The sequence below is a fragment of the Pantoea sp. EEL5 genome, assembly GCF_049892805.1.
In the GTDB taxonomy this organism is placed as follows: domain Bacteria; phylum Pseudomonadota; class Gammaproteobacteria; order Enterobacterales; family Enterobacteriaceae; genus Pantoea; species Pantoea ananatis.
This window is the reverse complement of record NZ_JBNDNJ010000001.1, coordinates 1,099,008-1,117,828: the sequence shown is the minus strand read 5'-3', so window position 1 is coordinate 1,117,828 and position 18,821 is coordinate 1,099,008. Positions and strand designations below refer to the sequence as shown.

General features: G+C 52.3%; 22 protein-coding genes. 11 read left to right on the top strand and 11 right to left on the bottom strand.

Translation table 11 applies throughout. The annotated features are described in order from the left end of the window. Positions 1-106: 106 nt before the first annotated feature. From pdxH to uraH, 3 genes are all read right to left on the bottom strand, one after another. Entirely contained in the window at positions 107-763 is a 657-nt protein-coding gene (gene pdxH / locus ACPXSQ_RS05450) for a pyridoxamine 5'-phosphate oxidase (protein WP_015700385.1), read from the bottom strand. Between the two features lie 23 nt (positions 764-786). Then, positions 787-1,101, bottom strand: a complete 315-nt coding sequence (locus ACPXSQ_RS05445) for an MliC family protein (RefSeq protein ID WP_013025650.1) — start codon at positions 1,099-1,101, stop codon at positions 787-789. A 303-nt stretch (positions 1,102-1,404) separates the two neighbouring features. Further along, on the bottom strand, positions 1,405-1,824 hold the full coding sequence (gene uraH / locus ACPXSQ_RS05440) for a hydroxyisourate hydrolase (protein ID WP_013025649.1): 420 nt from the start codon (positions 1,822-1,824) through the stop codon (positions 1,405-1,407). Positions 1,825-2,054: 230 nt separating this feature from the next. Between uraH and ACPXSQ_RS05435 the strand changes: the two genes are divergently transcribed. From ACPXSQ_RS05435 to ycgZ, 4 genes are all read left to right on the top strand, one after another. Further along, a complete protein-coding gene (locus ACPXSQ_RS05435) occupies positions 2,055-2,288 on the top strand; it encodes a YgdI/YgdR family lipoprotein (protein ID WP_014605928.1) in 234 nt (77 codons plus the stop codon). Positions 2,289-2,319: 31 nt separating this feature from the next. Beyond that, entirely contained in the window at positions 2,320-2,547 is a 228-nt protein-coding gene (locus ACPXSQ_RS05430) for a YgdI/YgdR family lipoprotein (RefSeq protein WP_014605929.1), read from the top strand. Positions 2,548-3,167: 620 nt separating this feature from the next. After that, complete coding sequence (locus tag ACPXSQ_RS05425; protein ID WP_014605930.1) at positions 3,168-3,437, top strand: hypothetical protein; 270 nt, start codon at positions 3,168-3,170, stop codon at positions 3,435-3,437. 234 nt (positions 3,438-3,671) lie between these two features. Then, a complete protein-coding gene (gene ycgZ, locus ACPXSQ_RS05420) occupies positions 3,672-3,911 on the top strand; it encodes a regulatory protein YcgZ (RefSeq protein ID WP_014605931.1) in 240 nt (79 codons plus the stop codon). 172 nt (positions 3,912-4,083) lie between these two features. Here the strand turns inward: ycgZ and ACPXSQ_RS05415 are convergent, their stop codons facing one another. From ACPXSQ_RS05415 to umuD, 5 genes are all read right to left on the bottom strand, one after another. Continuing rightward, positions 4,084-4,287, bottom strand: a complete 204-nt coding sequence (locus ACPXSQ_RS05415; protein WP_013025644.1) for a hypothetical protein — start codon at positions 4,285-4,287, stop codon at positions 4,084-4,086. A 153-nt stretch (positions 4,288-4,440) separates the two neighbouring features. Then, positions 4,441-5,082 carry a TetR/AcrR family transcriptional regulator gene (locus ACPXSQ_RS05410; RefSeq protein WP_014593623.1) on the bottom strand — a complete coding sequence of 214 codons (642 nt, stop codon included), beginning with the start codon at positions 5,080-5,082 and terminating at the stop codon, positions 4,441-4,443. 140 nt (positions 5,083-5,222) lie between these two features. Then, positions 5,223-6,068 (bottom strand): glyoxalase III HchA, encoded by an 846-nt coding sequence (hchA, locus tag ACPXSQ_RS05405; RefSeq protein WP_014593622.1) that lies wholly within the window; start codon positions 6,066-6,068, stop codon positions 5,223-5,225. Positions 6,069-6,216: 148 nt separating this feature from the next. Beyond that, a complete protein-coding gene (gene umuC / locus ACPXSQ_RS05400) occupies positions 6,217-7,479 on the bottom strand; it encodes a translesion error-prone DNA polymerase V subunit UmuC (RefSeq protein WP_013025641.1) in 1,263 nt (420 codons plus the stop codon). A gap of 2 nt (positions 7,480-7,481) precedes the next feature. Beyond that, positions 7,482-7,901, bottom strand: coding sequence for a translesion error-prone DNA polymerase V autoproteolytic subunit (umuD, locus tag ACPXSQ_RS05395; protein WP_014605933.1), 420 nt, complete (start codon positions 7,899-7,901; stop codon positions 7,482-7,484). Between the two features lie 891 nt (positions 7,902-8,792). Here umuD and ACPXSQ_RS05390 point away from each other — a divergent pair. Next, complete coding sequence (locus tag ACPXSQ_RS05390) at positions 8,793-9,071, top strand: helix-turn-helix transcriptional regulator (protein ID WP_013025639.1); 279 nt, start codon at positions 8,793-8,795, stop codon at positions 9,069-9,071. Between the two features lie 146 nt (positions 9,072-9,217). Here the strand turns inward: ACPXSQ_RS05390 and ACPXSQ_RS05385 are convergent, their stop codons facing one another. Beyond that, positions 9,218-10,105 (bottom strand): LysR family transcriptional regulator, encoded by an 888-nt coding sequence (locus tag ACPXSQ_RS05385; protein ID WP_196492566.1) that lies wholly within the window; start codon positions 10,103-10,105, stop codon positions 9,218-9,220. A 278-nt stretch (positions 10,106-10,383) separates the two neighbouring features. Here ACPXSQ_RS05385 and bla point away from each other — a divergent pair, with 278 nt between their 5' ends. Together bla and ACPXSQ_RS05375 are read left to right on the top strand one after the other, a co-directional pair. Next, a complete protein-coding gene (bla, locus tag ACPXSQ_RS05380) occupies positions 10,384-11,265 on the top strand; it encodes a class A beta-lactamase (RefSeq protein WP_210456236.1) in 882 nt (293 codons plus the stop codon). 240 nt (positions 11,266-11,505) lie between these two features. Then, complete coding sequence (locus ACPXSQ_RS05375; RefSeq protein WP_013025636.1) at positions 11,506-12,297, top strand: BPL-N domain-containing protein; 792 nt, start codon at positions 11,506-11,508, stop codon at positions 12,295-12,297. A gap of 106 nt (positions 12,298-12,403) precedes the next feature. Here ACPXSQ_RS05375 and ACPXSQ_RS05370 read toward each other — a convergent pair whose 3' ends face one another. Continuing rightward, a complete protein-coding gene (locus ACPXSQ_RS05370) occupies positions 12,404-12,628 on the bottom strand; it encodes a hypothetical protein (RefSeq protein ID WP_014605937.1) in 225 nt (74 codons plus the stop codon). 675 nt (positions 12,629-13,303) lie between these two features. Here ACPXSQ_RS05370 and ACPXSQ_RS05365 point away from each other — a divergent pair. Together ACPXSQ_RS05365 and ACPXSQ_RS05360 are read left to right on the top strand one after the other, a co-directional pair. Continuing rightward, positions 13,304-13,561, top strand: a complete 258-nt coding sequence (locus ACPXSQ_RS05365) for a biofilm development regulator YmgB/AriR family protein (protein ID WP_014605938.1) — start codon at positions 13,304-13,306, stop codon at positions 13,559-13,561. Positions 13,562-13,924: 363 nt separating this feature from the next. Then, positions 13,925-14,113 carry a hypothetical protein gene (locus ACPXSQ_RS05360; protein ID WP_022622461.1) on the top strand — a complete coding sequence of 63 codons (189 nt, stop codon included), beginning with the start codon at positions 13,925-13,927 and terminating at the stop codon, positions 14,111-14,113. A 47-nt stretch (positions 14,114-14,160) separates the two neighbouring features. Here the strand turns inward: ACPXSQ_RS05360 and ACPXSQ_RS05355 are convergent, their stop codons facing one another. Further along, a complete protein-coding gene (locus ACPXSQ_RS05355; protein ID WP_028715085.1) occupies positions 14,161-15,129 on the bottom strand; it encodes a UV damage endonuclease UvsE in 969 nt (322 codons plus the stop codon). A gap of 329 nt (positions 15,130-15,458) precedes the next feature. Here ACPXSQ_RS05355 and ACPXSQ_RS05350 point away from each other — a divergent pair, with 329 nt between their 5' ends. After that, positions 15,459-15,635 (top strand): general stress protein, encoded by a 177-nt coding sequence (locus tag ACPXSQ_RS05350; RefSeq protein WP_014605940.1) that lies wholly within the window; start codon positions 15,459-15,461, stop codon positions 15,633-15,635. A gap of 520 nt (positions 15,636-16,155) precedes the next feature. Beyond that, positions 16,156-18,420 carry a catalase HPII gene (gene katE / locus ACPXSQ_RS05345; RefSeq protein WP_029568738.1) on the top strand — a complete coding sequence of 755 codons (2,265 nt, stop codon included), beginning with the start codon at positions 16,156-16,158 and terminating at the stop codon, positions 18,418-18,420. Positions 18,421-18,821: the final 401 nt, after the last annotated feature.

Below are 18,821 nucleotides of genomic sequence, written 5' to 3'. Positions count from 1 at the left end.
TGCTGGTACACAGCTTTCCGCTGAGTTGCGGAAGGAAAAATTAAGGGCTATAGCATAAAGCGCTGACGCCTTCTGTGCCAGCGCTGATGAGGGGGAAAACGCAGTTTTACGGCGCGAGTCGGTCAATTTTCCAGCCGTCGTTATCTCGCTGATAGAGGAAACGATCGTGAAGACGATGTTCGCCCCCCTGCCAGAACTCCATCGTATTAAATTTCACCCGATAACCGCCCCAGAAACTGGGCAGTGGCACGTCACCCTGCTGAAATTTTTGCTTCAGCTCCAGAAACTTGCCTTCCAGAACGCCGCGGGCAGAGATCCGGCTCGACTGTCGGGAAACCCAGGCGCCAATCTGGCTGTCACGGGGACGGCTGCTGAAATATTTCAATACCTCCAGCGGCGACAGCTTCTCGACTTCGCCCAACACCATCACCTGACGCTCTAAAAAGTGCCAGGGAAAATGGAGGGAAATACGCGGGTTGTGACCCAGCTGCTGTGCTTTACGGCTGCCGAGGTTGGTGTAAAACACCATGCCCTGCTCATCGTAGTGCTTGAGCAGCACGATACGTTGATACGGCTGCCCTTGCTCGTCCACCGTGGCCACCGTCATGGCGGTGGGATCGGGCAGTTGCGCCTCACAGGCCTGCTTTAGCCAGCTTTCGAACAGCGCCAGCGGATTATCGGGTAAATCTTTGCGACGCAGCCCACCTCGCGTATATTCACGGCGCAGATGGGCAATAGTTTGTAGCATGTCACTGTCACTCATGATGCACATTCACTCCGGTAACGTTAACGGGCAGGTTGCAACTCGCAATCGTTTACAACGATCTTATCATTGCGCTCAATAAAGGCGCCGTTTCCTTTGGACCAGAAAACATAGTGACCGTCGCTGTAGCGAGCGCCGGAAGCGGAAACCGTTTGTGTCAGGGTCAGCGGCTTGCCGTCCATGATAAAGCTTACCTGCTGTTTGGCATTATCCAGCGTCACGGTGAGCGGCAATGTGCCACAGCGGTAGTGTAACGTTTCTGGCGCGGGCGACGACTTGTGCATCAGGCTACAGCCCGACAGCACTAACACAGCAGCCACGGTTAATCCTTTTAACATCAGCGATTCTCCTGTACGGAAAGCAGGGCATGGGGCGTTCTGCTTGATTAGGTGTCATTGACCTTCGCCGGAGAGCCACGCGGGCGCACCGACCTGTCAGGGCAATTTAACCGATGATAGCCTGGGCATCAGCAAAAGTGTTTAAATAAGGCAGTGGAATAAAGACGAATACGGCGGGCGCGTTCCGCCACCCTGCAGGAGAAGCAGGGCGGCAGGTAGAGGGTCAGCAGCGGCATGCTGCCTACGCGAAGTGCCCCTCACTGGGCCGGCAGTGACGCTGAGCAGTGACGCTGCCGGGTGAGATTAGTTACCGCGATAGGTTGAATAGCCGTAGGGACTCAGCAGTAACGGAATATGGTAATGAGGCTCGCTGCTTTCCATGTGGAATATCACCGGAATTTCCGGGAAAAAGGATTTGTGCTGAACTTTCTGGTAATAATCGCCTGTTTTAAAGACGACTTTGTAATCGCCTGTTTCAACTTTTTTCCCTTCGGGAAACAGCGCGCTAATTCTGCCGTTTTTATCGGTAACACCGGAGGAAAGTTTTACCCACTTATCCTGCTCTTTATGTTCAAGGTCAACGGAAATACCCGGCGTTGGCGTGCCCGACTCCAGATTTAATACATGAACGCTCAGGGGATTTTTCATGCTGTCTGATTGTGCTGCATAAGCACTCACTGAACCCATTAATAACGCTGCGACTGCACTCATTTGCCATTTCATTGTCGATTCCTTTATTTAGTTAACCTGTTACCAAGGTTACAGAGCGCCCGATGAAATACCTAACGACAGGCGTTAAATGTGAATTTTCTGAGAGACAGGATGCTTTCCTGCTCTGTTTTAGCTATTCGCGCTATTTTCTTTTCATCATTTATGTCGTTTCGCGCTTTGGCCTGCAAAAATCTCAAAAGCGTCTATGCTGTTTAATTCAAGGTCCACTTCAAGGAGATGAAATGCATACTAAATCCTTCTCAGCCGCCGTTTTACTTGCTCTGTCCCTGGCAACGTTAGTAGGTTGCTCTTCAAACCAATCTATTAAAACATCAGACGGCCGCACGATAGTGACCGACGGTAAGCCTCAAATTGACAGCGATACGGGGCTGGTTTCTTATCGTGATGCACAAACAGGCAAAACCGAACAAATTAATCGCGATCAGATCAGCAACATGAGTGAACTTGATAACTAATTAATTCCATCATGGATATAAGGTGAAGACTATGAAGAAGACGCTGATTTTACCGCTGGCCGTTTTGATCGGCATGGCCGCATTAAGTGGCTGTACTCGTACCAGCTATGCCATTCACACTAACGATGGCCGTACCATTATTAGTGACGGCAAACCTTCTGAATCTGACGCCGGTTTACTGGGCTACACCGATGCAAACGGTGTGAAACAGCAGATTAATAAAACCGACGTTAAAGCCGTTTCAGAAGTTCCAAACTAATAAATGTGCCGCCCCGAACAGGGCGGCTTTTTTTATTGCCCGCAGCCCTGTTCTGTTTCCCCTCGCCTTATCGTCTCCCCTGCTCGTTAATACGCCGCTCACGCTCCGGTTTATTCTGATGTCAGAATCGAATGTAAACAGGGTGACGTCAGACCCGTTCTGTTTTCTGTTTTCTGTTTTCTGCTATCTGCTATCTGCTATCTGCTATCTGCTATCTGCTATCTGCTTCCAGCTTAAGGTGACTTTTCATCTTGCGTCTGACTTTTCGCCGTTCTGGCGATCTTTTTTTAACGCTTTTAGGGCCTCATAACAGGTTTATTTTACCTGCTACGATCCGAATAGTGCCGCAATTTCGGCCTTTAACTGTCAAGCACCTATCTTAATTTCAGGCCAATGACCGCGTATCTAGTGCTTTAATCACTTCAATTTCTTTCTGGAAAACCTCTCTGATTGCGCTTTTTCCCTGCTTTTTAAGAGCTTAGCGCGCTTATCACAAAGTTCACTTTTTTCACGGCTTTCTTTGATAGGTAATGCCTAATGAAATTAGGCTTTCACTATGCATTTCTTTTACTAGACTAATTACTGGGTCGACGACATTCTCACTCACTCAGGAGGTGCATATGTATTTTCACGATGAAGCTACCGGCCATAAGATTATTGGTGAAGCTGCGGTGAACCTGGCCCTACAGGATGAGGAGATAACTGTGGTTTCGCTGATCCGTCAGCTGAGCGTTATGGCGGATAATGAAATCGACGACGAGCGGGTCATTCAAATCGCGGATGCCCGTAAATGGCTGAAGAGCTTTATTAACGTCGCGACACGGGAGCGGGCAGAGCTCAACTGGATGGCCGTTACTGGCCAGGTGCCTGCCAACCTGACCGAACACTAACCCTCCGGTCAGTGGGTTATCCCTCTACGCGGGCGCACTGTGCGTCCGCGTTACCCTGGTCCGGCCCTGCTCTCTTCTTTGTTTTCCCTTGTCAACGGGCTGTTGCACCCTACTTTTTCCCTCTCCGCCAGCAACCGTTCATTTTTACATCGAAATAGCTGTACAAGTTTTATTTTATTGTATAACTTTATGCTACTTTCAACTGACGACTTTTGGACCACTGCGAGAGCACCTATGCAACACAATCATCGCCTACCTCAGAGCGCCGACGATATCTCACGTTATTTTTCTGCGGCGAACCTGCCTTCACAGCAAGAGCTGCTGGGACAGATCGTTGTTGATATTTTACGCGCAGGTCAGAACGTAAACCGTAAATCTATCTGTACTAAACTGCTGCGCCGCCTTGAGCTGTCGGCAAGTCAGGAAGAAGAGCGTCTTTGTCGTGAATTGATTGGGTTGCTGTTTGGGCGGTGACACGGCAACTGACTGCCGTTATTCGGGCGGGTCATCTTTGTCAGAGCAGTAGCGGCATAACCGCTGTTACTGCTTCTGGTGCTGTTACTGTTTCTGTTGTTTCTACTACTTTTACTGTTTCTGTTGCTTCCGCTGCTTTGCAGAACCCTGTCCGGCAAATGATCCTCACACGCTAGTGAAGTTTATGCGCCAGGATGCGGATGGCCTGTTCGCAAGTCAGCCTGGTCTTTTCGCACGCCGTCTGAAGACTTTGCTGGTGCAGCGCGCTGATAATGTCCTGTACCGTCACCGCTTCTCCGGGCTGAAGAATACCTGACACAATCCTTCCTAAAAGCGCGTGTATTTCTTCACCGATCTCTGTCCTGTTTTGTTTCACGCATTTTCCTCAAACTTTACTTTTCATTTAATATTCATTCGTTTATCAAAATGGCGCTTTTCCATTCGTCCTGTTAGCGCATCAGATCTCATGCGTTAGCTGTCATCTTCGCGCTATAATTTAGGAAATATTCGCTTCCTAAATAGACAAATGTTAATCCAGTATTTTCAAGGCCAGGGCGATGGTCGCTTGCTCATTGGCAACATCGGCGACCTTGCCCGTGACGCGCATGCCAAATGCGATACGCAAAATCAGGCCTGCGGCCGTTTCAATATCAAGATCGGCGGATATTGAGCCATCGTGCTGCCCTTCTTCCAGTAATGACATCAGAAAGTGCTTATTGCGGTTGATCACCTGGGCAACCAACTGCGACAGCTCTGCGTCGAGCACCTGTAGCTCAATGGCACTGCCGACCACGAGACAGCCGGTGCGCCCTTCACCACCACGAGAGGAGTCCAGATAAAACTGCAACAGCTCGCTTAGCTTCGCGCGGCCAGTGGCGTATTGAGCCAGCCGCTCCCGCAAATCCGCATTGCGAACGGCGATATAGCGCTGAAAGACCAGCAAAAACAATGAACGCTTATCCTGGAAAGCCTTGTAGATGCTGCCGACAGAGAGGTTCATTGCTTCACCGAGATCGGCCAGCGATGCGGCATGATAGCCTTTTTGCCGAAACACAATCATTGCCTTATCCAGAGCCTGTTCCATATTGAACTCTCTGGGCCGACCGCGTTCTCTGTGTTTACAGGCTGTAGATAGCTGGCTGTTCATGACGACCAATGTGAAAGGCGACATCTTCGGCACTGGCCGAAAACGATATGCACCCGTGATTGTATCTCAGGCGTGGATCACAAGTATACCCCGAATCCCAGCCCTGATGCAGAAGCCTGCACGAAGGCATTGCAGGCGACCGCTCAGGGCGCACGTGCGAGCCTTTAGCGGTTAGCGTTAAGTAATGCTTCTGCAGCCAGTTTACCCAACGCATTGGCGGCAAACGGGCTGTCGCCGGTTAATACCCGACGGTCTTTATGTACGGTGCCTTTGATATCACTGTTGACCAGCGTGAGCCCCATTGCCTGAAGCTTCTCGCCAAAATACCAGGTTAAATGCCCCGGCATATAGCCGATATCGGGCGTTTGCTTATCCGCTGAATCCGGGAATGCGCAGATAGCGTAGCCGTTAAGCGGGTTTTCCCCTTTACCCAGCGCAAGAAACGCTGCCGGGCCATGGCATAGCGATATCAGATGACGATCGTTTGCCAGCGTCCAGCGAATCGCCTCTGCGACCGCCTCACTTTCTGGCAGCCCAATCAACGCACCGTGCCCCCCCGGAATAAACACACCGGCATAGTCTGAATGAGGCGTAAGTGATGCCACCACGTCGCTTAGCGTTAAAGGTGAACGGAACAGCGCCAGGCAATGGTTGTAAAATCCGACCACCACCTCATCCTGTTGGGGCATTGCCCAGTGTTCAAACTTCACCATCTGTCCGGACAGCGTGGCCACGTCAAACTGAAAGCCGGCCTGATACAGGTGGTACAGCGGCAGCAGGGTTTCAATGGGATGATTCCCGGTTGAAAACAGCGTGTCGTTATCCAGCGGCAGATAGCGCTCGTCAGCGCAGATGACCAGAATTTTTTTGTGCCCTGAGTACGGTTGCGCGTATTCAGCATCGCTCAGATCGGATTTAGGGCTGGTGAACTGGTCAAGAGAATAGGCTGACGGGAAAAACGCGTTATGTTCAGCCTGATCGGCCACTGGAGATTTACTGGGTTCTGACATGACAATGCTCTCCTTAAGGGCGAATGAATACCTGTTTCATCCTAGACCAGAAAGCCTGGTTTACGCAGAGCGGCAGCACAAAACGGACCCTTTATGAGAGCATTCCGTCTTATGACCGCGCCTGAAACCGATGTCACGACGGCCGCCGTCACTTCACCACGGGCAAATCGCTGAGGCGGGTGGTGTAAGCCGGCGACAGCATCTCGCGCTTCATGGCCCAGCGTTTTTCCGTCCCCTGCCCGGCAAACCACATCTTTCCTTTGCCCTCTTTGTGAATCAAATCGATCACCTGCATCAGATCGTTACGGCCGGGGTTAACCGATCGTTCGTCGAACAGATCCAGCTGCGTTACGCCATGGTCGAAAAAATCACTCAGGACAATGCCGGCCTTGATATAGCGATGCCCTTCTATCCAGATATAGTCGAGCATCTCGGTCGCCACCCGGATGATGTCGCGCGTATCGTGAGACGGCGTCAGGAGTTGCCCCGTGGCCTGATTACCGTAAAAATTTTCGCCGGGCGCGTGTGGACTGGTGCGCAAAAACACACCGATTTGTCTGCAGTACTGTTTTTCTTTGCGAAGTTTTTCGGCCGCACGTTCGGCGTAGGTGCAGACGGCCTGCCGCACCTGCGCATAGTCTGACAGGCGACTGCTGAAGGAGCGTGAGCACATAATCTGTTGTTTGGTGGGTTCGAGCGCCTCCAGATCCTGACAGGGTTCGCCGCGCAACTCTCTTACGGTGCGCTCCAGCACCACGCTGAAATTTTTACGAATCAGGCTGGTGCTCTGGCAGGCTAAATCATCTGCCGTTTTAATCCCCATTTCCTCAAGTCGCTGGCTGAGCCGTCTGCCAACGCCCCATATATCGGCGACCGGCACAAGTGAAAGCAACTTTTTCTGTCGTTCTCTGTTGGACAAATCCAGAACACCGCCTGTCTTACTCCACTTTTTTGCGGCATGGTTAGCCAGCTTTGCCAGCGTCTTAGTGGGGGCAATGCCGACGCACACATTGAGATGAACTTCTTTTTTTATTCGGGTTTTGATCTCGCGGCCGAAGGTGTCGAGCGACATACAGTGACTGACGCCCGTCAGATCCAGAAAGGCTTCGTCAATGGAATAAATCTCTACCGAGGGCGCCATTTCCTCCAGCAGCGTCATCACTCTGGTACTCATATCCGCATAAAGGGCGTAGTTGGAACTAAAAACCTGCACGTTGTGACGGGCAATAATCTCCCGCATTTTGAAAAAGGGCACGGCCATCGTAATGCCCAGGGCTTTTGCCTCCGCATTGCGTGCAATCACACAGCCATCGTTGTTAGATAACACAATAATGGGCTTTCCTTTGAGATCGGGCCGAAACACCGTTTCACAGGAGGCATAAAAGTTGTTCACGTCCACCAGCGCAAACATGATTAATAAACCGACTTGATCACATAGGTCACCACACCAAACACTTCCAGCGCATCCTCCGTGCTAATCGCAATCGGTTTAAACTGCCGGTTCATCGGCATCAGTTGCAGACAGGGCTGAAGCTGAAGACGCTTAACGGTAAATTCCCCCTCGACAGAGGCGACCACGATATCGCCATGCGAGGCTCTTAGCGCGCTGTCCACCACCAGCATATCGCCGTCATTAATGCCTGCGCCGGTCATCGACTCTCCACTTACCCGTACAAAGTAGGTCGAACTGGGGTGCTGAACGATCAGCTTGTTCAAATCAATACGTTGCTCTACGTAGTCCTGAGCCGGCGATGGAAAACCACATGGCACCCGCTCCATAAACAGCGGCAACGCGAGTAACGCACTGACGTTTGCTGGCCTGATAAGCTCCACATTTACCTCCCCTTCCAAAATAACTGTATATAATTACAGTAATCGCGATCAACGGGTTTGATCAAGTGAAATGGCAAGGGTTTATATGAAGCGGTTGATGTGGATACAGATTTTTTTGCAGCCGCGCCGGGCAGGTTTTACGCAACTGTTCAGCAATCCTGCATTCAGGTCATTCTTTCACCTGCGGCTTTCTCTGCGCCTTAACCTGTTTCGTTCGTGGCGCGCTTTTTGTCTGACGCCGTGGCTGCGTCATGTTCACGACCCTGAAACGGTTACACGCACGGTATTTCAGTGGGCCGTTCACCTGCATGTTTCCCGTTAATTAACGCGCTTTTCTGTTTGGTCCCGATGAACGGCAGCGTAAACATCGACAGCATTTGTATTCTGGCGCTGACTGATTTAATTTTCTGCCAATAATAAACTGCAAATAATGATTGTCGTTATGCCTTATATTCATGCCGACGTATCGCTATTCAGATAGCGATTTGATGAAAGACACAACATGAAAGACACAAGGCGCCGCCTGTTGCGTTAACCTCCGGCCGTTTTTATTATTCTTCCCGGCCTGATGCCAGGACAGGATATTTATCCCCGCACGCACAGCACACCGTTCGATAAAGCGGAATCACAGAAACCTGGCCCGTCAGTGATAAGCCGTTTCAGCTGGCCCCCGGCGGGGCGCGCCCGATATCGCGGTGCGGTAAGAGATGCTTTTCCTGACTGCTTCTGATCATGCCTGCGTAGATCAGATCTGATGAAGACATATAAACACCTGATTTAACTGTTAATATAATTATTAAGATAAGTAAAGAATACGTGAAGTGTTCTCACCGCCGCCCAGCGCTATGATGCGCCCTGACCTGACAGCCTTATAAGGGAAAGGAGCACAGCATGGAATTAAAAAACCGTCACGGACAGAAAGTATCTTTAACAACCGATGAAATTTCATTAACGTGGTTTTTTATGACGGGAATGGAAATGAATAAAATAGCAGACTGGATGGCGCTTCCCGTGCACGCTGCATATTATATTAAGCAACGTCTCATGAAAAAACTTGGCGTGAAAAATAACAGTGAGTTTATCATCTGGTTTATTAATTACCGGGAAACCAGCGAAAATGAAAAAGCGGCGCAGAGCATTCCTGAACGCAGAGTGGGCATAATAAAATGAATCCCTGTTTTTTTACGCCTGTGACGAAGGGGGCCAGTGAAAAAACCGCTGGCGGCTCACAGGCCGCCTTGCTCTCTTAATCCGGTTAACGCGGGTTACCTCGACCCGAGTGATGTTATTCACAACAGGCTGTCGGGCTTATCCGGCTATTCGCCTTCGCCTGTTGCCCGCCGCCCTATCCATTCACGAAATATTTCCATCGATGGCGTCATCTTCTTTGAACGGAGCCAGGTTAGCCAGTAGCTGCCGACATCAATCTCTAGCGCAAAAGGACGGGCCAGCGTACCGGCATCCAGTTCACGCTGGAACATGCACGCCGGCACCAGCGCAACGCCGCCCGTATGAAACGCGGCCTCAATCATCAGACGTGACGAGTCAAATACCGGGCCGGTGATCCTGGGCGGTGTGATCCCCGCTGCCGTAAACCAGCTGTCCCACTCATCAGCCCGGTAGGAACGTAACAGATTTTCCCGTAACAGGCAGGCGGGTTGTTGCAGGCGGCGGGCAACGTCGGGGCGACAAAGCACCGTAAGCGGAGCCGTAAACAGCCGTTCATTCTGCGTGGCGGGCCAGGCGCCAGAGCCAAACCGAATCGCATAGTCCACGCCCTCGCCCGCCAGGTTGACCACGTTATTGTTGGTGCGTACGTTCAGTTCCAGCGCCGGATGCTGCTGACGGAACGCCTCAAGCCGGGGTAACAGCCAGCCCAATGCAAAAGTCCCCACGCAGGCGACAGTCACTACCTCTCGGTACTCACCCCCTTCGAAACGACGCCAGGCGTTTTCAAGCTGCGTGAAGGCTTCTGACACTTCAGCAAACAGCAGCCTGGACTCATCCGTCATCTCCAGACCGCGCGGCAACCGGCGGAATAAGACGACGCCCAGTCGTTCTTCCAGCAGTCTGACCTGCTGACTGACGGCGGCCTGAGAGACAAACAGCTCCAGGCCCGCGCGGGTAAAATTCAGGTGGCGGGCGGAGGCTTCGAAAGCCCGAAGTGCGTTAAGCGGAACATCATGTTTCACATTTACCCCCAGAAATTCTTTTGGCTCCTCTCAAATTATCTCGCTTGTCGGAATTTTGAAATCCCCTACCATCTCCTCCGCTAACGCTCTTCTTCAGAAAAAACGTGCTATAGCAGGATGCAGGCCTCAGCGGACAGCTTCCCAGGCGCGAGACATCTTTTAAATCGACATAAGTTTAACGAGGGGCTGAAGGGCAACTTTTCGTTTAATCCTGACCGCGCAACGATGCGGCTAACCGTTATGCCTTGCCTCTGTTCAGCGAGGCGGGCATTCATCAGTGGAGATTGACTATGACTCATCTGTTCAGACGACGCGCCAGCACGGCCGTTACCCTGTTGGCACTCGCGATGCCGCTTGCCGCTCAGGCCGGCTTTGACGAGGCCGCACTGCAACGCGGCATCCAACAGCTGGAAAAAAACGCGGGCGGACGATTGGGTGTGGCGGTAACCGACACCACCGATGGCACCGTTTTCACCTACCGGGGAGATGCGCGCTTTCCGCTATGCAGCACCAGTAAAGTTTTCGCCGTTGCGGCCATCCTGAAAAAAAGCGAAAGCGCGGACGGATTGATGAGTGAAAAAATCGCCATTCATAAAGCCGACCTGGTTAACTATAACCCCATCACTGAAAAACACTTCGGCGCCACCATGACGGTAGCAGAACTCAGCGCGGCGGCGCTGCAATACAGCGATAATACCGCTATGAACGCACTGCTGACCCGCCTGGGTGGCCCGCAGCAGGTCAATGCGTTTGCACGTAGCATTGGCGACAGCACCTTTCGGCTCGATCGCAAAGAACCGGAGCTGAATACCGCTATCCCGGGTGATAAGCGTGATACGACATCGCCTGATGCCATGATGCAAAGCCTGAAAAAGCTGGTGCTGGGCAAGGCGCTGGCACCCGCGCAACGTCAGCAACTGACCGACTGGATGAAAGGCAATACAACAGGTGCTAACAGCATACGCGCAGGCCTGCCCGCCAGCTGGACGGTTGCAGATAAAACCGGAAGCGGTGATTACGGCACCACCAATGATATTGCCGTCATCTGGCCACCGCATCATGCACCGCTGGTGCTGGTAACCTATTACACCCAGCCTGATAAGCACGCCGCTGCGCGTAAAGATGTGCTGGCGGGTGCAGCGAAAATTGTCGCCTCAGGGTACAACAAATAAGGGCGTTCAGCGCGCGACTGCGCACACCGCCACCCCGCTGGCGGCGGTGTGCTCAAGAGTCTCGTCGGCCAAAAGGGTTAGTGCGGGATAATCACCGCCCTGAATTGAGCAGTTGCTCAAGAACATCAGATTGCGGTATGTTGATGTCGGCCTGGCACGCTGCCTGAGCCAACCGGCTTTCCGTTGCGGCAGCGGCCGTTACGGAAATCTTCTCTTTCTTTGTCTGACAGGAAATGCAACATGCGCCTCGCTTCTGACGCATCACAACGTGTCCGCTATCGACGCGGGATTTTCACCGCGATGCTGTTTGCATTGAGCGTCGCATCCGGCGTTAGCCTGGCGGCACAAACTCCGCTAAACGTTGCCGTTTATCGCGGTGCGGCAGGCTGTGAGGGCTGTTCTGAAATGGTGGTGAAAGCGCTTCGTGGCGTCGCGATGCCACTCAGCATTGCCTATATCGGTGAGCACGAAAAACGAAAGCTGAATGCACAGAACCTGCGCCAGTTTGATCTTTATATCCAGCCCGGCGGCGGCCAGGACATCCCCGCTGCCTATGACGCGCTCGGTGATGAAGGGGCCCGTGCCGTGCGCGATTTTGTCCGCAGTGGCAAAGGCTATCTCGGTCTGTGCATGGGAGCCTACCTGGCGGACAGTAACTGGCTGGGGCTCATCGCCTCGCCCCTTGACTCTGAAGTGGGACGTCCGGGCTCACACATCGCGGATGAGGGTGATTACACGATCGCGGTGACCTGGGATCACAGACAAGAAACCTTTTATTATCAGGATGGCCCTTATCTTGTTGGTCAGACACAGCAGGACGGTTTTACACCTGTGGCTTTTTACCGTAATGGCGATGTGGCGATGGCGCGTTACGTCTACGGCAAAGGGACAGTTGTGTTAACCGGGCCGCATCCGGAAGCGGATGAGCGCTGGATGGGCGACGTCAGCGACAGTGGCGCAACTGACACCTCACCCCAGCAAAAGATGACGCGCCTGCTGGCTTATTTCTCCACACAACGCGCGGCGAAATAATGCGGATCGCCGTCAACGCCTGACGGGCTGCGCCGCCCGGACAACCTGAGCCCCGGCGGCTAATCCAGGGGCCGGACGCTGCCCTGACGACAGCGCACTGACACCGTTATACTTCGTTATCGGACTCCAGCGCGTCCTGAATCGCATCGGCCAGATTGGCGATTTCGTTTGCCACGGCCTGCAGATCCCACGCCGCTTTCGAGCCATTCGCAGACGTTGAAGCGCTGACGGACTCTTTTGCCACCGCCAGTGCCGCCGCAACCGCCACCGTACGTTTATGCTGTTCCTGTGTCATGCCTGCCGGCGGCAGCGAAAAATAGTCGTTAACCATTATCATTTCCTTCTGATTCGAGAGGCGTAAACCTTAACGCCCTGCGGGGGCAGAAGGAAGTGAATTATTGCAACGCCGCCCACAAAGCCAGCGTCAGGCCCCTGTAACGCACAACCAGGGTTGCTACTGCCCTCTTTCTGATTTCTGACGCGCATGCAACATGGACGTCATCTCTGACGCTATCTCGCCACCCGGCAGCGCAGCGCCATCCTGTCGCTTTGACAGATTATCGCACCTGCCAGCGGACAGGGATCGGGCTCAACGCGGCTTTATCAGCGTTATGTTGTACAGATTTTTCCTGGCGGGCAGCGTTTTGATGCCGTTTTATCCCAGGTTATACAGCTTGATCTGTACAACTTTGTACAGTCTTGTACAACAGCGAGGAGGAAACCGAAACGCGGAAAAATGAAAAAAACCCTTATAAATCAGAGTAAAATACCGAGCAGAGCCATTACACAGCGTTGCTGATGGTGAAAAAACTCCTCCGACCACCGATTTTTTTTCGCAAAAAATTGTACAAAGGTAATTTTTTTGTATAACTTTACGGCGTGATGTTAAGTCACTTGTAACGAAAGGTGCCTTGCACCGCATCTGAAGGTGAGTGGATTTCCACCTTCAGATGCAAAATTTTTCTCTGCCACGGGCAGAAACGGTTTCCACGATTTTGAGGCTACTATGCAAACGACAACCAATACCGAGTCTCAGATTTCTGAATATTTCATGAATGCGGGTGAGCATTTCACCAGTGAAAAAGATGTGATTGCAGAGACCTGGTCAGAACTCGCGGCCTTTAAAGCACACGTTTCTGAAAAAGATATGGTGCTGGGCTTAATCCATAAACTGGAAAGCGAAACCGACGCGACCAAACAGGATATCTATCGTCAGGCCCTGGAGATTGTGCTTCAGCGTACGCCGGGCGAGGCTCGTTTTTAATTTTGTTGTGATGACACGCTACTTAGCAAGGACGCTTTGCCTTCCCTAAAAATTTGCCCCTGATTCAGGGGCTTTTTTATGCCTGTCTGGCAATCTTTTCACGACAATAGTTGAGCAAGAGGGCGTGATAACCCTGCTCGTCGCGCGTTATCTTTCGCCCGTTTCTGTGAATTTTCCTGCCGTTGGGTTTAATTACGGCTGGGAGAAGCATGTTTCGTCACTCATCAAGCTGTACGAGGAGGAACCTCCCCCTTCGTTAGGCTGTCAGCAGGGAAACGCCAGCGAAGGACACACTCGCTGGCGGCAGAAACCCATCCCGGATCCTCTCATCGGCCCTGCCCGTCAAGGCGAACGGCAGGCCTTTTGATATGCGCCCTTAGCCAATGGGATCTGCTGGCAGAGGTTATCGCCGAAGCAACAGGTCAGGTGCTGGCTACGCGGCGTTATCCTCAGACAAAGGATACCGGCCTGAACGATTTTCTGGCATTCCCGATCGCGCTGCGACCGTCGCGATCAAAGCGCAACAGCCACTGCGGGCTGCTGGCCGGGTAAGCCGGTGCCCGCCGCTGACGTCACTTCAGACCCGCAACGGGCACGTCTCAGGTAATCAGGCTATTACGCCTGCCCCAGTCATACAGTTGTTCACGCGCCAGGTTTTTCATTTTTACCTCACACATGATATCGAAGTCGCCGAAGGACAAGGCCCAGCCGTTGAGCGTGGCATTGAAATAGTAATCAGAATGCGCACGCAGTTTGGTTTTCGGCACACTGAGATCCTGCTGGTCCGGAAAGCCTTCGGCCGGAATAATTCCCTCCTGCGAAATCGAGTAGTGCATCACCGGGCGTACGCCGCGCCAGGAGTCGATAATCTGCGCCATCCTTGCATCACTGGCCTGAATAAACTGATTCTCTTTAACCCAGTGATGATGAATATCCAGCACCACAGGGCAAAGCGACCGGGCCTGCAGCACATCATCCAGCGAACACGATATCTCATCGTTCTCCACCGTCAGCATCAACCGGGCTTCGGGGCTGAGCCGCTGAAATGCCTGCCTGAACCCTTCAAACCCGAGTTTGCCATTCATATGAATGTTGATTTTAAAATCCTGAAAGGTTTTGCCGTAGCCCATCAGGCAGGCACAGAGAGCATGATATTCCACATCCTCTAAGGCACGTGACACGACATCAGGATTATCCGACGCCAGCACGCTGTACTGTCCCGGGTGGAATGACAGCCGGATATGATGCGTCCGCGCCAGCTCGCCGCAGCGGGCGAACAGCGGATACAGCTCGGGTAAAAACGTTGCAAATAACGGCTTTGCCTGCGGCACCGTATACAGCGGCAGTAAATCACTGCCAATGCGCATCATCCTTAACGCCTCTGGCAGTGCCGCAATAGCTTCCAGCGTCAGATACAGGTTCTGCAAATTTGTCTTTGAAATCTCGTAAATCAGCGCGGTGCGCTGGGCCTCACCCAGACCGAGAAAACGGGTACGCGTGGTCGCGCGGAAGGGAAAATATTGCTTGCCCTGTTCGTTTAAGTACTTACATGCAAAGCCTAATTTCATAAACACTCCTGAACGGTATTCAGAAAGTGTAACAGCTAATTCAAATTTCGCCATTTAGAGCATAACTTTCAATAAGTTAATGCTTTATTTTACCAATAATTTCGCACTGACGGGCAGAGTGTAACGGATGACGTATAACAGCACATTGCGGCGCCCGACCTGTTTAGTCTGCGGGCAGAATTTATTCACTGATTTTACAAGTAAATACCCTTAGATTTCGTCCAGGAACAAGGGATGACAAAGTGGCATAATTTCGTATCAGAACTAAACTTACCGCTGTGACTAGCTAGTCCTTCTTATCTAAGGAACCCTGATATGAGGTCTTGTCTATGACACAACAGAAATACAGAGGTGGTGCCGGTAATTTTGCCAACGATCCTGAGCGAGCCAGTGAAGCGGGCAGTGCAGGAGGCAAAGCCAGCGGAGGTAATTTCAAAAACGATCCTGAAAGAGCCAGGGAGGCCGGTCGGAAAGGAGGCAAAAACAGCCGTCGCACCTCTAAGTAGATCTGAGTAAGGCGCCTTAAGGAGGTAATACGCCATGGACTGGCGATTTTCACCCTTTCTCACCCCTGCCTGTTATTCCCGTTAAGGATAACGATCCCCATGTTTAAATACCGATTGCTCACGGATAATATCGGCTTCGCTTGCGCGTTAATAAGCGCAACGGAAAAAATAAAACTCAGCCGACTTTAGCGAAGCGTAACCGTCTTAATCCCCGCTTTTTCAGAAAAGGCCTGGTTTGATAAAACAGCTTCACGCCATCAATACACAATAACCTCCACGACCAATAAATAACAAACTGATAAATATCAATAGATTAAACCACATCCGTCGCGCTTAAATAACCATTTAGTTTCATCGTTAAATTATTTTCTCCTTTCTTAACATCTCCCTGATTTTGCGTTACGCCATCCGATAATTATTTTACCATCGCCATTAAACGCAATATTTATAAGCTTATTAATTAAGTTGTTCTATATTTACTGGCACCTCAAGTAGTAAAAAAAAGCTGGAGCAACGTGTCATGCCGAATGAGAAAAAGAATAATCCTCTGAATCACCCAGCCCCCACAACGGGTCCGGAATCCTCACAACCCGGACTGGGCTCGCTGGCACCTAAAGAGGGTTCACATCAACCCCCAGCCGAACCGACACCGCCGGGTAAAAAACCCACCGCGCCGGGTAGCCTTAAAGCACCCGACACGCACAGCACGAAACTCGATCAACTGGAAGCGAACCGTAAAAACGGAACGGACAGCCCGCTGACGACCAATCAGGGCACCCGTATTGCAAATGATCAGAACACATTACGCGCCGGCTCACGTGGGCCGACGCTGCTTGAAGACTTCATCATGCGGGAGAAAATCACGCATTTTGACCATGAGCGCATTCCGGAGCGCATCGTGCATGCGCGCGGTTCAGCCGCCCACGGCTACTTTCAGCCCTACTGCTCACTAAAGGATGTAACTAAGGCGCACTTCCTGAGTGAGCCAGAGCAGATCACGCCAGTATTTGTGCGCTTCTCGACGGTCCAGGGCGGCGCGGGGTCAGCGGATACGGTGCGTGATATTCGTGGTTTTGCTACCAAGTTCTACACCGATGAAGGCGTTTTTGACCTGGTCGGTAACAACACACCGGTGTTCTTTATACAGGACGCCCACAAGTTTCCCGATTTTGTACATGCGGTAAAGCCTGAGCCGCATAATGAAATCCCTCAGGGACAGAGTGCTCACGACACGTTTTGGGACTATGTGTCGCTACAGCCTGAAACTCTGCACAACGTGATCTGGGCGATGTCTGACCGGGGTATTCCGCGCAGCTACCGCACGATGGAGGGGTTTGGTATTCACACCTTCCGCCTGATTAACGATGAAGGCAAAGCGACATTTGTTCGTTTCCACTGGAAACCGCTGGCAGGCAAAGCCTCGCTGCTGTGGGATGAATCCCAGAAGCTGACCGGTCGCGACCCCGACTTCCACCGCCGCGATCTGTGGGAAGCGATTGAAGCGGGAGATTTCCCGGAATTTGAGCTTGGCCTGCAGATGATCCCGGAAGAAGATGAGTTCCGGTTCGACTTCGATATTCTGGACGCCACCAAGCTTATTCCGGAAGCGCTGGTGCCCGTCGTGCGCGTCGGCAAAATGGTGCTGAACCGCAATCCGGATAACTTCTTTGCTGAAACGGAACAGGTTGCCTTTCATCCGGGGCATCTCGTCCCGGGACTCGATTTTTCTAACGATCCGCTGTTACAGGGCCGTCTGTTCTCCTACACCGATACGCAAATCAGCCGCCTCGGTGGGCCAAACTTCCACGAAATCCCGATCAACCGCCCGGTTTGCCCGTACCACAATTTCCAGCGCCAGGGCATGCACCGGATGGATATTGATACGAATCCGGCCAACTACGAACCCAACTCCATCAACGACAACTGGCCACGGGAAACACCGCCTGCCGCAAAAGGGGGCGGTTTCGAAAGCTATCAGGAGCGCGTTGAAGGCCACAAAGTTCGCGAACGTAGCCCCTCGTTTGGTGAGTATTATGCCCAGCCGCGTTTGTTCTGGAACAGCCAGACTGACATTGAACAGCAGCACATCATTGCCGCCTACTCTTTTGAGCTGAGTAAGGTGGCCCGCCCTTACATCCGTGAACGCGTGGTGGACCATCTGTTGCGCATCGATGTCAAACTGGCCCAAGGGGTGGCCGCCAACCTCGGGATTGATCTCAGCGATGAGCAGCTCAACACCGCCCCGCCAAAAGACGTCAATGGCCTGCAGCGCGATGACAGCCTGAGCCTGTATGCCATTCCCGATGCCGACATCAAAGGCCGTCAGGTCGCGCTGCTGCTGAGCGAAGGCGTAAAAGCCGACGACGTATTGGCTATTCTGCAGCATCTCACCGCTGCTGGCGTGCACACCAAACTGCTGGCGGCGCATATGGGCCAGGTCAGCGCGGACGATGGTTCTTTGTTGCCGATCGATGCCACGTTTAACGGGCTACCTTCGCTGACCTTTGATGCGGTGATCGTCCCCGACGGTAACGTTGATGCCCTGCTGAAAAGCGGAGATGCACGCTACTTCCTGCTGGAGGCTTACAAACATTTGAAAGTCATTGGCCTGAGTGGTGAAGCACGCCGTTTCAAAGCGCAGTTTGATCTGGATGAAAATCAGCAGGAGGAAGGCATCGTGGAAGCCGATAATGCTGAAATCGCGCTGATGAATGATTTTACTGCTGCGATGGCAGAACACCGCGTCTGGTCGCGTAGCCAGAAGGCCGAATCCATTCCGGCCTGATGACAGGAGCAGCCCGCCCTGCCACGGGAGGGCTGACACCTTAAACGCACGCAGAATGGGCGTCCACCTGGTCTGTTTGCGTCAAAACCGCTGTTAAAGGCGGTTTTTTTCTGCCTGATGCCCGTGCTCTTTTTCTGATTTCCCCAGTGCAGAGGCAAATGGAGGCCGGGCTCATCGGACAGCCCGGCCTCGCTGGGGGGAAAAGCCACAGGGTACATTGCGCGCGGCGGCAGTAAATGTTGGAACCTGGTCTATGATTATTTGTTGAGAGTGTTGTGTGAAGCAGGCACTGCCGGGTGCCTCATGCGGTATTACACATAACAATATCTGAATAATGGCACGGGGAAAGGCTGTTAAGGCGCACCGACCTCCCGGGCTCCTGATCTCGCTAACATCATTTT

Bases quoted from the DNA above. Each gene is read 5' to 3' on its own strand.
- pdxH (WP_015700385.1), bottom strand. From the start codon at position 763: ATGAGTGACAGTGACATGCTACAAACTATTGCCCATCTGCGCCGTGAA.
- ACPXSQ_RS05445 (WP_013025650.1), bottom strand. From the start codon at position 1,101: ATGTTAAAAGGATTAACCGTGGCTGCTGTGTTAGTGCTGTCGGGCTGT.
- uraH (WP_013025649.1), bottom strand. From the start codon at position 1,824: ATGAAATGGCAAATGAGTGCAGTCGCAGCGTTATTAATGGGTTCAGTG.
- ACPXSQ_RS05435 (WP_014605928.1), top strand. From the start codon at position 2,055: ATGCATACTAAATCCTTCTCAGCCGCCGTTTTACTTGCTCTGTCCCTG.
- ACPXSQ_RS05430 (WP_014605929.1), top strand. From the start codon at position 2,320: ATGAAGAAGACGCTGATTTTACCGCTGGCCGTTTTGATCGGCATGGCC.
- ACPXSQ_RS05425 (WP_014605930.1), top strand. From the start codon at position 3,168: ATGTATTTTCACGATGAAGCTACCGGCCATAAGATTATTGGTGAAGCT.
- ycgZ (WP_014605931.1), top strand. From the start codon at position 3,672: ATGCAACACAATCATCGCCTACCTCAGAGCGCCGACGATATCTCACGT.
- ACPXSQ_RS05410 (WP_014593623.1), bottom strand. From the start codon at position 5,082: ATGTCGCCTTTCACATTGGTCGTCATGAACAGCCAGCTATCTACAGCC.
- hchA (WP_014593622.1), bottom strand. From the start codon at position 6,068: ATGTCAGAACCCAGTAAATCTCCAGTGGCCGATCAGGCTGAACATAAC.
- umuC (WP_013025641.1), bottom strand. From the start codon at position 7,479: ATGTTTGCGCTGGTGGACGTGAACAACTTTTATGCCTCCTGTGAAACG.
- ACPXSQ_RS05390 (WP_013025639.1), top strand. From the start codon at position 8,793: ATGGAATTAAAAAACCGTCACGGACAGAAAGTATCTTTAACAACCGAT.
- bla (WP_210456236.1), top strand. From the start codon at position 10,384: ATGACTCATCTGTTCAGACGACGCGCCAGCACGGCCGTTACCCTGTTG.
- ACPXSQ_RS05375 (WP_013025636.1), top strand. From the start codon at position 11,506: ATGCGCCTCGCTTCTGACGCATCACAACGTGTCCGCTATCGACGCGGG.
- ACPXSQ_RS05370 (WP_014605937.1), bottom strand. From the start codon at position 12,628: ATGGTTAACGACTATTTTTCGCTGCCGCCGGCAGGCATGACACAGGAA.
- ACPXSQ_RS05365 (WP_014605938.1), top strand. From the start codon at position 13,304: ATGCAAACGACAACCAATACCGAGTCTCAGATTTCTGAATATTTCATG.
- ACPXSQ_RS05355 (WP_028715085.1), bottom strand. From the start codon at position 15,129: ATGAAATTAGGCTTTGCATGTAAGTACTTAAACGAACAGGGCAAGCAA.
- ACPXSQ_RS05350 (WP_014605940.1), top strand. From the start codon at position 15,459: ATGACACAACAGAAATACAGAGGTGGTGCCGGTAATTTTGCCAACGAT.
- katE (WP_029568738.1), top strand. From the start codon at position 16,156: ATGCCGAATGAGAAAAAGAATAATCCTCTGAATCACCCAGCCCCCACA.